Origin of the sequence: Francisella sp. Scap27 (genome assembly GCF_013394105.1) — a bacterium.
GTDB lineage: Bacteria > Pseudomonadota > Gammaproteobacteria > Francisellales > Francisellaceae > Francisella > Francisella adeliensis.
On the sequence record NZ_CP041326.1, the window covers coordinates 1,110,646 to 1,124,867 of the forward strand.

Here is a 14,222-nt window from a genome sequence, read left to right on the forward strand (position 1 = left end):
AACTATCATCCCACCATAGTTGTAGCGCTACCTTTAATACTTGCTATAGCACTACCTTTAATATTTACATTAACACCCTCGGCATTCATAGCCACTTTGGCTTTTATATTTGCATTAAGACCTTCCACGCCTACATTTTGAGTTGCTTGAATATTTGTATTAGCACTGCTTTTAACATTTATAGTACCAGACTCAATAGAGATACTACTGCTATCCATAACAATACTAGAATTACCTATTTTAAGTACAATTTTGTCATTATTAAGCATGATGCTAGCTTCTTTAGTTGCTAACAATATCTCATCTTCCTTTATTGAGGTTTTAGACTCTTTAACATTTGCGAGTATCTGCTTATCTGCTTCTGACTGAATCGTGTCTGTAGCTGTAGTTGTTATTACACCTGTAGATTCCATCTTAGTATCGCAGCCATCTTCGTCATTTTTTACATCTATGTATAAACCTTTATCTTCAAGATTTACAAAATGATCTGCTTTTGACATACTCAATAACCTCGCTCTAATCTCTTTGAATTAATCCATTATCTGATATAGAAAACTCTCCACCAGAACTTGAGTTTAATAAATACTTCCATGTCTGAGCTTTACCTTCACTAGCTAATTCTGGCAAAATAAAGTAAACAGCATATTTGTCGGAGTTTTTATCAAGAGTAAACTTATTTTTACCGTCACTTAACACATATATTTTAAGATTATCGTCATATATATTCTGACTGACACTTTCATATGTAGAAGAATAAAATTCTTTTTGGTTAGGATTTTTCTCTAATACCAGCTTTGAATTGGGAAGAGAATTCTCAATACTCAAAGTGTTTGTTGAACATGATGCCAAACACATTACTACAAATATTAAAATAAAACGCTTATATATTTTCATCATCAACTAATTTCCTCTTCTTATTTTTTAATCGCATCTAAAAGTGTAGACTCAACCTTAAATTTAACCTTATACTTTTTATCCTTATAAGATAAAGTCCAAGTACAAACATCATTTACACATTCAGCATCTCTTAGAGCCTTTAGAATTGACCAAGCTCCTGAATAACTTCTTTCCGCTGTATCTCCATTTTTAAGTGCAACGATTATAGACACTGGGCCCTTAGCAGACCAGTTGTAAGAAATCTTGACAGGGTTTATATAATTGATATTCAAAGAATTAACATAACTCTTAGTATCGAAGAAAATACTTGCAAATTTATAATCCTCACCCTCACTCTTAAGCGGCGTTATATTAAAAGTTATAGGCTTAGGCTTATTATCTTTATCCCACAATAATTTATTGAGACTATAAACTTTATTAAACTGTGCGATATAGCTTTTTTCTTGTGAAGATGTGAAGCTACTATTATCCCACTTATCATCAACAGTATCGTACTCAAGCAATGGCTTTAGCCTACTATTGAAAACAGTAAATATCTTGCCAGTATTACCAATATCACTAATTAGTCTATCGTTAGGTAATACTTTTGAGTAATTTAGGTTCATTGGTAAGTAGTTATTGATATAGGAGTACTCTGACTCAACTCCACTATCCAAATCACCCATCACTCTATTTATAGCTATTGTCTGAATTGCAAGTTGGGCATTATCCAGATGCTTTTTAAGAAGTACATATAAATCATTATCAGTATTAGTATTTAACACAGCGATCTTTTTATAGACATCCTTTAAAGGCTTATAGCCAGATTTAATTTCTTGATATGTGTCAACATAACCTTCCTCTTTAATTAAATCATTTAATTTTGCAAATATCTGATGATATTGAGAATAGCCTTTAGAGTTCAAAAACTTTGACTCTATAGCAAAATGGTTTTTAATTTTTGCAAAATCATCACTATCTTTAAATGTAATGTTGTCCTTATAGAAATTGATCAAACTATTAAATTGTGAATTATCAGCGCTCATTGATATCAAATAGAATGTAAACGTGTCCTCATTTGATATTTTTCTTAAAAAGTCTGGCTGCACATTTAACTGCTTAATTAAATTTTGATAGCTAGCAATATACTTATCAGTATAGTTTGATATTGCATTACTATACAAAACATCTAAAAAGCTCAAATTAACGCCATATTCGGTATTCAATTTTCTAGATAATCCTTGATACTTTTGCTCAAGCGGATCTATATTATCTCTAATATATTCTTCTGAGTATTGTGGCGATATAACCAACTTCTTATCATAGAAATTAGGCTGGAATGTCATCATTAAACCATCATTTACTGGCGAAACCAGCGGCAGCTCTTTACTCTTATATGAGTTGTTAATTATATTATTGACTATATGCTGGATAAGTATTTTAGTTACGTTATCTGAAACCTCTTGCTCCGTGTGACTTTTAAATGGCTCATCATTAGACTTTAGTTTATCCAGACCCTCAGTAATTCTTGTAAGCACTTGCTTGAAGTTAGTTGCTCGATCTCTATTTTTTTCAGTATAGTTAATCGCAACAGCTATATCATCTGTAATAGCTTTCATTGCTGGGGATCCACAGATATTTCCAGAGCTTTTTTCAAACTCTTCTCTGTACAAGTTAAGTACATTATCAATAGAACCTGAGACAACATAGTGATTTAAAACCTTAGGCAAAACAGAATCTATTAAACATTTATTTAAATATACTCTGTAAATACTGTTTACTACACCAGCTCTTTTATCATCTGAAATCTCAAAATATCTTTTGTTAAAACCTTCCAATGATAAAATATGACCAAATTCTTGTTCATAATTTAACTTGCTATCTTTTGACTCGTACAATCTCTTAGCAACATTGTTAGCAACCTCCATAATACCTTGCTTTACTTCAGGGCTTGCGTAATCAATTATATAGGTTAACTGTTCGCTAGATAGTCCTGTCATTCCCGCTAATACGCTCATAACCTTTTGGGTATCGCTATTTATTTCATTGTTATCCATATATACAAAGTAAATAAGGTACACAGTAGTACTAAATAACTCATGCATTTTATGAGCCGCAGTAAACGAAGGTAACAATATGTTTTTAGCAATTAAATCAGCATACTCAGTGTATATGATGTGATACTTTATTGTTTCAGGATAAATACTGCTTAATAAAATATTCTCATTAACTCTATTTTTCTGCTGTTTCATTGCTTGATTTAGACTATCTAAATCTAAAACCTTCTTATAATGAGCTAAAGTAATATCTCTCTTTAATTTGAATTCTGAGACAATATTTACAATAAACAAAGTAGATAATGAAAAAGCTAACAAATTTACAATAATGTTTCTTGGAGACATAAGTCCATAATATTTTGAACCAGCATCTCGAGAATAAAAACTATGCTCATCATTTAATAATGAATACACATAAATATCGCCCGTTTTATCACTATTGTTTACTATTATTTGCTGTATTAATAAACTAATCTTATTCAAGTTTCTAATGCATCTGTAGCTTTGCTGTGCTGATAGATCACTGTTGATAATTTTTAATGTCATCACATTATCATAAATAACATCTAAATTAACTTCTTTAGACAGCTTGAAAATATTTTGGGCCCCCACAATTTCATTAAATTCTTCTATAGCAACACCCTCATTTACATAAAAATTTACAACTAAATCCTTAGTATCTTTTGATGGTAGTGATGTATAGATATCTTCAATGAAACTAGAGTCTGCTTGTGAATGCTCAGATATATCAAAATGGACATTCAAAAATTCAAACTTCAATCCCAATGTTGATTTAAGCATCTGTATGTTTTTTATTTCAACCTTATCAACTATAAGCAACAATCCATTGCTAGATGCAGCAATAATAATGTTGTTTGTAAGCTCTACCATTTCACGATCTTTCTTGAGACGATCAAGTTGAGCATTACCAGACAATAGATTGTCAACGACATGCAAAGTGCATGCTTGTGATTTTAACTTGTATTTACGTACTACTTTTTTAACCTGCTTATATTTTGCAATCATTAGCTTCTTATCTGCTGTTAGCCTAAGCCTTTTGACAATCATATAAATAAAAAATGATAGGAGAAAAATACAACCTATACTAATAAGAATTATCTCTAATAAATAATTTTTCATTTTTTTAGTTTTCCTTTGCCTTGTAGGTTAAAAAAATACCTTTGTTGTTATGTATAAATATGGAGTTATCATTAGCTTTATTCTGCTGAACTATTGAATAAATTTCATCTTTCTCTTCTTGAGTATAAGCAACTTCACAGTTTTCCTTAGCTCCCAACAAGTGTCTCTGCAATAACTTCTTCTGAGCTTTTTCTGTTGAAATTGCACTATTAGAAATTAGTTCATCACCAAAACATTTAATTAATCCCGTAACTCTCAATCGAATTAGATCATCATTCCTGAGAGGCATGAACTCATTCACGTTGGAATTAATATTTATCCTAACAGGAATATAAACGATAGGATCTTCAGAGCTGTCTTCAGCTAACATTTCTGGAGCTAGCTCAACAGCATAAAATATAGCCCCTTTACTGTTAAGGACATCATATGTGCCAGCCTCTTCATCTTTTTGAACACTAGAAAACTCACTCTCCTCCATCTTATAGCTCTTAAAGAATTTATATGCCTTCTTAGAATCCTCATCTACACTTTTAGCTATAATAACTTTTCCTATCATATCGAACTCTTTTACAGGAGTATATTGTGGATAATCAGGGCTCAGCACACTATAGTCACCGTAAGTATATGACCACTTATTAGCATGCGTAAGAGCAAGTTTTTTGGTGTAAGCAATTTTTTCATACCGATCTTGGTCAGAGTCACTTTTATAGTATAAGTGTGATATGCCGTAGCGAGTATACATACTGCAGTACGTACTCCTAGTTAACTCTAGCTTCCTTTTTGTTAGGTAGATTGACTTAACAGTACTATCAGCAAGATAATCATCAGCTTTTAATTCAGTAAAATCAATCTCAGCATTAACAAACGGCACACCTACCATAGTTTCAAAGTTCAGACAAAATTGTTTAGTAAAAGCCTGATTCTGCTTAACTGGATCAATTTCCAGATAATTAACAGGGTAAACTATCGTTTGGGCTAATTTTTCGAATTCTGTAGTCCCAGAAGAATCCTTTATATCTATTTTTTTACTACTCTTGAAACTGATATCTGGGATAAGTTGTGTTCGTTTGACGTAGCTATCACAACTATTTTGAACAAGCTCATGAGTTAGAATAGAGCTGATATCATATCGTTTAAACTCCTTCTCAACACCATCTTGCGAATTCTCAAAAGGTTTTTTAAAAGCACTGTCTATACTATCTGCAACATAGTAGGTAGGAGTATCTCCCATTGAGGAATACTTAATAACACACTGATTATCAACCATTTGCTCAATAAAAAAATCGTAGAAATTTCTACCTACGCATGACACAAAAACCTGAGGTAATCGCTCTGTAATACTTTGGCAATTTGATGTATCAAGCTTAAAAAGTGAATCAAAATAAAAATTGTCTGTTAATAAATCATCGATGCTTTTTTTAAAGTCGACATAAGTTGGTGAGTGGAGAGACCATAAAGCTTTCAATGGATCACTAAATTTAAGTTCGATGGATCTAACATCCTCACACTTCACTTCTGTAGAAAAAATATTTGTTGCCACCTTGCTTTTAATATGACTTCCGGCCTCTATATTTGCTATAGCTATAAAACAAGCTTCTCTACTATGATTTTCACTTTTCGAACCTTTTTTAAGAAAATTAAATTTGTCACTGACCTTTATTTCTAAAAGTAACGGTTGCTTTCTATCATATAAGTATTCAAAATCTTTATGCCCTTCAGGATAAGCTAATTCGAAAACCACTCTACCATCTAGGCCATACATTTTCTCATCGACGAAAAGCTCTTTAATATGATTGTTAGTAAGTTTCAATGCCTTACCATCAAAAACCTTTTTATTATATTTAGCACTAAAATCTAAATCTCTCTTTGAGAATGTTTCTTTCAAAGGCTTAATACTTATCTCAATATCTTGAGATGCCAAAAAATCATTATGTGCGATACATTTAGCAAGATGTTTTGAGACTAGTTCTTTTATGGCAATAGGAAGTTTAATCTGACTCAAAGCATCACTTCTGCTCACAGCATTATATAATCTATTTACGATGCTTGATACCCCTGCTAGCTCTTCCTCGTTAAAGTATAGAAAATCTCCTTTTTTAGCCGCCTTCTTAAGTAGCTTAATCGCAGCTTCTACCACACCTAAACTTAAATCTTTATTGCTTAACTCTATATTGAGTGTCCCTATTGAGTTTTTAAGGAGTGCCACCCTAAAATGTCTCTTCACCTCTTTGAAAATAAAGTATGTCAATTCGCCTCTTTCAAAACAGTCTTTAGCAAGCGCTTTATACTCATACAGGTCGCTTACTTGCAGATCTTTGCCACACTGGACAAGATAGTCATTTTGCTTTAAAAACAACCGCTCTAAGCTATATGCAGCAAGGCTCTTTGAAGCCTTGTAGCTTTTTATTTTCTGCATGTTTGCTAAGAAAGCTTTATTCGAAGACATTTCTATCTTTGGCATAAATCTTCAAGCCCGCGAAGAAGTTTAGAGTATTATTAGTATATCAACTAGATTAGCTTTTTATAGATAGTCAACCAAGATAATGCGTAATTCAATCTATGATTTTACGATGTGAATTTACATCTATTTATAACGTTTTATTTTACCAAAAATCTACTGTAGATTAACTACTTGAAAATAAGTTCGAAATTAACTAACTTACTCTAAGGAGCACTTAAATGGCTAGAAAAACCATTCCAAAATCAAGGTTGATGATTAACTACGAAACTACAGTTGACGGAATACTTAAGAAAAAAGAATTGCCATACAAAGTATTAGTGGCTGGCGATTTTTCAAAAGGTAAATCTAAAGATGCTGAGCAAGAGCTTGCTGATAGAGAAATCAGAAAAGTTGATAACGGTGTAGATAGAGCCATGAGAGATATGGATATTTCCTTAAACTTTGAAGTTCCTAATTTTGTATCTAAACAATCGAACAATATTAATGTCAGTTATAAACTTGAAGCTGTAAAAGATTTCAAGCCAGATGCTGTTGCACAAAAAGTTCCAGAAATTAAAGCTCTTCTGCAACTTAAAGAAATTTTATCTTCATTTGCTAAAGACATAGATAATAATCGCAATTTAAAAAAGACTATTGATAGTGTATTTTCCGATAAGGATGAATTAGATATTCTTAAAAAGAAAATTCCTAATCTAGCAAATTATTCTATTGAAAATGATGATTCAGCTACAGAGGAGAAAAACTAATGTCAGAAGTACAAACACTTTCAGATCAGTTATTAAATAACTTTGATTCAGCAGGTAATATTGCAGAAGTTATAAAAAATATAGATTTTAATGTATCTAGTGATTCAACTAAAGTTTTAGATATAACAGAAGATTATAATGCTAGAAATTTAATGGCTTTATCTTTGATACTAGCTAACAACAATGAAGTCAGCAGCTATAGTCAGAAATATGTTCAAAAAGTTATATCAATGATCGATAAACTTATAGAGCTTCAGGTAAATACAATTATCAGTAATAAAGAATTTAGAGATCTTGAACAAGAATGGTTAAAAGTTCAAGAACTGTGTAAAACTGAACACGATGATGTTGAAGTCTGTTTACTAGATGTTAAAAAAGATGAATTACACTATGACTTTGAGCGTAACCTTTATGATATTTCAAACAGTGAATTCTTCAAAAAAGTATATATTTCAGAATTTGATCAATTTGGTGGTGAACCTTATGGTGCAATCTTAGGGTTATACGACTTTGAAAATAATGAAGATGATATTTCATGGCTTACTGGGATGGGGATGGTGGCTAAAAATTCTCACGCTCCATTTATAGCTTCAATGGATAAAAGCTTCTTTGGAATAGAGGATTTCTCTGAAATAAATCAAATTAAGAGTTTTGAAACTCTTTTGGAGCATCCAAAATATAAAAACTGGAATGATTTCAGACAGTTAGATGAAGCCGCTTATATAGGTCTGACAGTTGGTGACTTCATGTTGCGCCAACCGTATAATTCTGATAACAATCCTATTCAACACAAGCTGATGAAAGGTTTCAATGAAATGGTTGATTATCAAAGTAATGATAGCTATCTATGGGGACCTGCCTCTATTCAACTAGTGAAAAACATGATGCGTTCATATGATAAAACTAGATGGTTTCAATATATTCGTGGCGTAGAGAGTGGTGGTCATGTTAGCAATCTAGTTTCTTGTGTATACGATAGTAAAGGGGTGCTAGAAACAAAACCTCCGTTAAACGTACTATTTGCTGACTATATGGAACTATCTTTAGCAAATATAGGCTTGATCCCTTTCGTAGGAGAAAAAGGTACTAGTAATGCGTGTTTCTTTAGCGTTAACTCTACTAAAAGAGTAGATGACTTCGTAGATGATTTTGACTCAGCTAATTCGCGCTTAATTGCAAACCTTTCTTATACTATGTGTATATCAAGAATCTCTCATTTCATCAAATGTGTAATTAGAGATAAAATTGGTAGTGTTATAGGTACAGAACAGATTCATGGCATACTCTCTGACTGGATTTCAGAATATGTTACAACTGTCCACCAACCAACACCTCTAGAAATGGCAAGATATCCATTTAGAAATGTTGATATCAAGGTCAAACCTCTTGCAGGAAAACCAGGCTGGTTTTCATGTAAGATCAATGTTATACCACATATTCAGTTCGAAGGTATGGATACATCAATGACTATTGATACCAGACTAGAGCCGGCATTGTTTGGTAAAGCAGAATAATCACTAAAAAGGAGAAATAACCATGTCAGAACCAATGTTAAGTAGACAAAATATAACCTCAGGTAAAAGCTTACATATTAGAACAGATGCTACTAGCTGCATCAATTCACACTCTGATCCTAGAGTTTTTATTGACTCGCTTAAGATAGCAGGAAAAAGTTTAGATAAAAATCTTGTAGCTATTGACGGTGGTGAGAGTGTAACAGCTAGCGATAAAGCAACAGGGGCAGCTTGTGTCATAGAAGCGAATATAGTTCCAGGATCTATAAACCCTACTGTAAGTTTACTTTTAGGGGTTTTAATGGATTCAGCTACTAAATCTGAACTTGAAGAAAAATTATCCCAAGTTAAAAACTCTGGCACTACTGATATAGAAATTGAGTTTGGTAGTGCTAATAAAAAACAAGAGTTTAAAAGTGATGAAAAGTGGGGAATTATAGCAGACTTATCAGATTTTAAGTTTTTCCCTATAAACCCTAATGTCTTTGATTATAAGATTATGGCTACTGAACTTATGGGTGTTGCAAAAAATGGCATGAAATATCACCTTATAGAATTCCAAGGCCTTACTACTGAAAAGGGTGATTTAAATGTATGTAGTGCAGCAAGTACTGATAAAGGTACTGCAAAAATAGGTTATATAGCAGTATAGCAGGACCTTAATATATGACAACTCAAAAAATAAGTTGGGAAAATGGTTTAAAGTTGGACTGTGATATTTTATCTAAATCTGACAGATTGTTAATAGATAATGCCAATCTAGCAAACTATCTTCCTCTCAACCTTCCTAAAGGAATTTTCAACTTCACTATAGATACTATAGCTTTAAATTCTGGTCTAATACAGATAAAGAAGCTTTGTATTTATATTGATAATAAAAAATTCATTAACTTCGATAACTCTTACCCTCTATCTTATCAAGTTACTACTGATGAGCTGGCTGCCTTAACTGACCTTTATATAAATGTACACGAAAAAATAATTGAAAAAGATAGTACCAAAATAGTATCAGAAATATTATCTCTATCAAATGAATATGATTATACAGCTCAATATAGCATTCCAATCGCTAGGTTTCGACAAAACAATACCACCTTAGAGCCTTTAGATTACAGCTTTCCTATTCTTAGCATGGATCATTACCTTATGGATGATATTTTTGTTAAACTTAATAGAGCTATTTCAACCCTAAAAATCTTTAATAAATTTATATTCTCAACATCAAGACCATACGCATCAACCTACTTAAGCTTCCTAATACTTAAATTAAAAAGAGAAGTGTTGTTTGCTGAAGCAAATAAAAGCATGGTTAAACCATATGATCTTTACTCTACTATCCATGATATTTATAGTTTAATTATTAGCAATACATCGGATGATGAGCAATATACTCCTGAATCAATCATCACATATGACACTTATAAAGCATTTAGTACCCTTGACACCTTAGTAACTAGATTATTTAATTTGTGCGAAAATAAAAACATTAAGAATTTCGTCCAGTTCAAACTTCAAGGACAAAAATATGTGTGTGATAATTTGCCTGAAGAATTCTTTGTGGCAAATAAACACTATATTGTTGTCAAACAAAGACCCGATGTTGAAATCAAGAGTCGCTTCACCAATAAGAAAAAACTTAGAATCACAAGTCTAAGCAGATACACGAATATAGTTACTCTTTCTTTATCAGGGCTGAAACTTGAAGAAATTAATTCTGGATTACACAGTAACTTAGCGATATCGCTAAACGACTATGATTCTGTCTTTGAAATTAATAAAAATGCTGAATGGGATTTTATATTAGTTGATAAAAGTGCTGTCTTTTCAGCTCATGAAGGAAATAAAAACTACGATTTCTTTATAGCATTTGTCTAAATTCAGATTGCTGTAATCTTAGCACAACCTCTTAACAAAGTAGCATTTGAGCAAAATGGTAATCTTGGGTACTTTTTATAATATTTTAGCATTTCAGGATCATCTTTCATAAGCTGGTCTGTATAACTTAGACTTTCATTATTTTCAATTTGATGAGTATGATAAAACTTGTGTTCTGTCGAAAGTAACCACTCTTCAATAGACTCAAAGCTATTACCAGGCTCTAAAGATAACACATAAGATATCGTTTTTTCCAAAATATATTGAAGCTCAAGAATATCTGTAACCTTACTAGCCAACCTCGACTTAGGCGAAAACTCCATTAAAGTTGGGAAATTAAATAGATAGTATAAATGATCATGTTCAGTTTCTTTAGCTAAGTGCCTAGCACTTAAAAAAACTGGTGTTGAGGTGATTTTATAAACATCCACAAAAGCTTGCTCCAAAAAATTAATTGGTGCTGAATCTTCTGTAGCAACAGCAAATCCTGGATAAAACCCTCGTCTAATTGCATATAAATGATGCACTATATCTGTAACATATGGATTAGGCTTAAGATTACTAGTTGTTAAGATATTCGATAAATTAAAATTAAAAGCGACTTTTTCTCTTAGAAAACTCATTTCTTGCCAACCCAACTCATAAATATGTAATTTTAATTCTTGAGTTTTTAATTCATTACATTCATCGAACCAATCTTTCGAGAAAAATATAACCTCTGCATACCATTCATTTTTAGGTTGCGTCCTATCCATTGCCTTAAAAAGCTCTAATTGACAATGTGACTCACTAGGCTTTGCAAGATTTAATTTAAATTCTTTTTTAAGACGATTGAAACTTCTTGTATCAGAAATTTTTGGTAGAATATAATTAGATTTATTACCTGCTGTTATTGTTCTTGAATTACGGTATTGATAATGCAAACTATCGTTATTAGACAAGATATTCCACACTCCAAATAACTGACCAGCTTTAAAGACAGAAATAGGTACAACACTGTCATCATGTGTAATAAACATTTCTAAGTTTTTGTTTAATGACATTCCTAGAGGTGTCAGAGCATATGATAGCTCTTTAGTATATTCTGATGGTATTTCTCGTGATGAAAATGGTATAAGTTTGCCTTTATAACGAAGGTGTAAAATTCCCTTTTTAAAAATTTCATCACCATACTTATATCTAGCACGAACTAACTTAAAATCCTTAGGAGGATCTAGTTTATTTATTACATCTGCAAAAGCTGCATTATATGCCATGACATCATTCTTAACATCTTGCCAAGATAACAATTCCAAAGTTTCCATATATTTGTCATAGCAAATCAAGGTGATATATTCAACATATCATAATTTCAACTATTTTCCATACTTTCTACAGCAACTATAATTTTAATATAGTTTAATACTTTTTTTCAGCTTTGGAAGTTCACCTTTTATCAAGATAGTTTTACACTCAAATACCATCTTCTGTTAATGATATCCCGATGAAGATAGCATACAATTATTTCAAGAATTAAATTCTATTTAAGGTCAAAAATATAAGGTTGCTTTGTTTTATGAAATATATGTGTATTATGTAATCAATACTAAATTTTATTTTATAAGCTTCAAAATGAAAAAACTTATTGTAATAACAGGTGCAAGTTCTGGGTTTGGTAAGGCTACAGCTATCAAACTAAGTGCTTTGGGTCACCCACTTCTACTTCTAGCGCGTAGAGTGGAAAAATTAAAAGAACTAAATCTGCCTCACACACTTTGTGAAAAAGTAGATGTGACAGATTTTAAATCCTTTAAAAAAGCTATTTATAAAGCTGAGGACAGATATGGTGTAGTAGATTGTCTTATTAATAATGCAGGTATAATGCTTTTAGGTGATATATGCACTCAAGACCCTAGAGAATTCAAGCAAATGCTAGATGTAAATGTCCAAGGTTTACTAAATGGTATGCATATTGTCTTGGATGACATGATTAAGCACAATTGTGGTACTATCATCAACATAAGCTCAGTCGCAGGTCGTAAAACTTTTCCAAATCACGCAGCATACTGCGGTACTAAATTTGCTGTGCATGCTATCAGTGAAAATGTGCGTGAAGAAGTGGCTGACAAAAATGTACGTGTCATAACTATCGCACCAGGTGCTGCTGAAACTGAGCTACTAGGACACACAACTTCAAAAAAAATTAAAGATGGTTACAATGATTGGAAGAAAAATATGGGCGAAGTGCTAAGCCCTGATGATATTGCTAATGCCATAGTATATGCATATAGCCAACCTCAAAATGTCTGCATTAGAGAAATAGTTCTTGCAGCAACAAGACAACAACCATAAACTAACAATCTAAATCACTTAGTTTCTAAAGAATGAACTTATTAAAAAGCACTATCAGCGGTTGGAGCAAAAAAGAAATCTTATGGTTATGTTTTTGCCTCACCTTTACTACACTTGCTGGATTAGCAACTCAAAGCAATGCTTTAATTTTGATATTTTCTTTACTCAATATTATAAGCTTAATTCTTGCAGCAAAAGGTAAAGTATTAACTTATGTCTTTGGCTTTATAAGTGCTGTAATGTACGCGTTTATATCGTACAAATACAATGTATTTGGCCAACTAATTTTAGCGGTGTTATTTTTAGCACCTGTACAAATATATGGTTGGTACAACTGGAGAAAACCAGAGAACAATACTGAAAAACAAGAGATAAGAGTCAAAAAACTGTCTATAGTTCAATTTGCCTGCCTGATAATTGCAATGTCATTAATAGCAGCAGTTTATGGATACTTTGTTTTACATTTATACTTTGGTCAAGATATAGGGCTATTTGCTGACTCAATAGCTGAAGTAGTAACTATTGTTGCATTTATACTAACTGTACTGCTATATCGTGAACTATGGATTTTGTGGCTGATTGTAGATGTTCTAACTATCACTATATGGTTAGATGGCGTAATAGATGATGCTATCACTATAGCTATAATTCCTGTAGCTATTACTAAAATTGTTGCCTTGATAAATGCTATTTATGGTTACATCATATGGAAGAAGTTTTATATTAATAAAACATAAGAATTATTGCTCAGAAACATCTACACTTTTTCTGTAAAACTACCCCCCCTAATTTTGAATAGTTACTTTCAGTTTGTTAAAATATTATTACAATATTTATAAAAAAGGAGTTAGTATGCCACTCATAAGCACTACAAAGCATGAAAAAAAGAAAGAAAACAAAGTCTCTCTTCATTCAGAAATAAGTGAAAGTGTTAATAACGAACTTCAAGAATATCTGAGTTGGGCAGATATCAAAGATTTAGACCAGTTCTTTGAAGAAACATGTAAATATATTTTTGAGAATGATGGTGATTGGAAAAAATTCAAAAAAGACAACTTTGATACAGCAGGCAATAATTTAACAGAGAAAGAAGAAACAGAAACGGATATAACCAATCAAATGGTCTGTGATGATGAAGGTATGACAAACCTAAACAATAAAGAGGAAAATCCAGGAGTAAAACTACAAAAGAAAAAATAGTATTTTGTAGCTTTAATGTTTT

General features: G+C 31.9%; 12 protein-coding genes. 7 read left to right on the plus strand and 5 right to left on the minus strand.

What is annotated here, in order from left to right:
- Positions 1–5: 5 nt before the first annotated feature.
- Genes tssI through FLM55_RS05445 form a run of 4 tightly spaced genes read right to left on the minus strand, consistent with a single transcriptional unit; the run spans position 6 to position 6,519 of the window.
- Positions 6–500 carry a type VI secretion system tip protein TssI/VgrG gene (gene tssI / locus FLM55_RS05430; RefSeq protein WP_178948368.1) on the minus strand — a complete coding sequence of 165 codons (495 nt, stop codon included), beginning with the start codon at positions 498–500 and terminating at the stop codon, positions 6–8.
- Between the two features lie 16 nt (positions 501–516).
- Positions 517–897, minus strand: coding sequence for a type VI secretion system lipoprotein IglE (gene iglE / locus FLM55_RS05435; RefSeq protein WP_178948369.1), 381 nt, complete (start codon positions 895–897; stop codon positions 517–519).
- Positions 898–914: 17 nt separating this feature from the next.
- The gene (locus FLM55_RS05440; RefSeq protein WP_178948370.1) at positions 915–4,073 is read right to left on the minus strand and encodes a hypothetical protein; all 3,159 of its coding nucleotides are present in this window, start codon (positions 4,071–4,073) and stop codon (positions 915–917) included.
- A gap of 4 nt (positions 4,074–4,077) precedes the next feature.
- Positions 4,078–6,519 carry a hypothetical protein gene (locus FLM55_RS05445; protein WP_178948371.1) on the minus strand — a complete coding sequence of 814 codons (2,442 nt, stop codon included), beginning with the start codon at positions 6,517–6,519 and terminating at the stop codon, positions 4,078–4,080.
- A 233-nt stretch (positions 6,520–6,752) separates the two neighbouring features.
- Here FLM55_RS05445 and tssB point away from each other — a divergent pair, with 233 nt between their 5' ends.
- Genes tssB through tssK form a run of 4 tightly spaced genes read left to right on the plus strand, consistent with a single transcriptional unit; the run spans position 6,753 to position 10,669 of the window.
- Complete coding sequence (gene tssB / locus FLM55_RS05450; protein ID WP_178948372.1) at positions 6,753–7,280, plus strand: type VI secretion system contractile sheath small subunit; 528 nt, start codon at positions 6,753–6,755, stop codon at positions 7,278–7,280.
- On the plus strand, positions 7,280–8,794 hold the full coding sequence (gene tssC / locus FLM55_RS05455; protein ID WP_178948373.1) for a type VI secretion system contractile sheath large subunit: 1,515 nt from the start codon (positions 7,280–7,282) through the stop codon (positions 8,792–8,794). The genes tssB and tssC overlap by 1 nt, the downstream gene beginning before the upstream one ends.
- A gap of 22 nt (positions 8,795–8,816) precedes the next feature.
- Complete coding sequence (iglC, locus tag FLM55_RS05460) at positions 8,817–9,446, plus strand: type VI secretion system tube protein IglC (protein ID WP_178948374.1); 630 nt, start codon at positions 8,817–8,819, stop codon at positions 9,444–9,446.
- A 14-nt stretch (positions 9,447–9,460) separates the two neighbouring features.
- Complete coding sequence (gene tssK, locus FLM55_RS05465) at positions 9,461–10,669, plus strand: type VI secretion system baseplate subunit TssK (protein WP_178948375.1); 1,209 nt, start codon at positions 9,461–9,463, stop codon at positions 10,667–10,669.
- Between the two features lie 2 nt (positions 10,670–10,671).
- On the opposite strand, the gene FLM55_RS05470 is transcribed toward tssK, so the two are convergent.
- Positions 10,672–11,973, minus strand: coding sequence for a hypothetical protein (locus FLM55_RS05470; protein WP_178948376.1), 1,302 nt, complete (start codon positions 11,971–11,973; stop codon positions 10,672–10,674).
- 307 nt (positions 11,974–12,280) lie between these two features.
- Here FLM55_RS05470 and FLM55_RS05475 point away from each other — a divergent pair, with 307 nt between their 5' ends.
- The 3 genes from FLM55_RS05475 (at position 12,281) to FLM55_RS05485 (ending at position 14,200) form a co-directional block, all read left to right on the plus strand.
- Positions 12,281–13,000 (plus strand): SDR family oxidoreductase, encoded by a 720-nt coding sequence (locus tag FLM55_RS05475; protein ID WP_178948377.1) that lies wholly within the window; start codon positions 12,281–12,283, stop codon positions 12,998–13,000.
- Positions 13,001–13,032: 32 nt separating this feature from the next.
- Positions 13,033–13,737, plus strand: a complete 705-nt coding sequence (gene pnuC / locus FLM55_RS05480; RefSeq protein ID WP_178948378.1) for a nicotinamide riboside transporter PnuC — start codon at positions 13,033–13,035, stop codon at positions 13,735–13,737.
- 115 nt (positions 13,738–13,852) lie between these two features.
- On the plus strand, positions 13,853–14,200 hold the full coding sequence (locus tag FLM55_RS05485; protein WP_178948379.1) for a hypothetical protein: 348 nt from the start codon (positions 13,853–13,855) through the stop codon (positions 14,198–14,200).
- Positions 14,201–14,222: the final 22 nt, after the last annotated feature.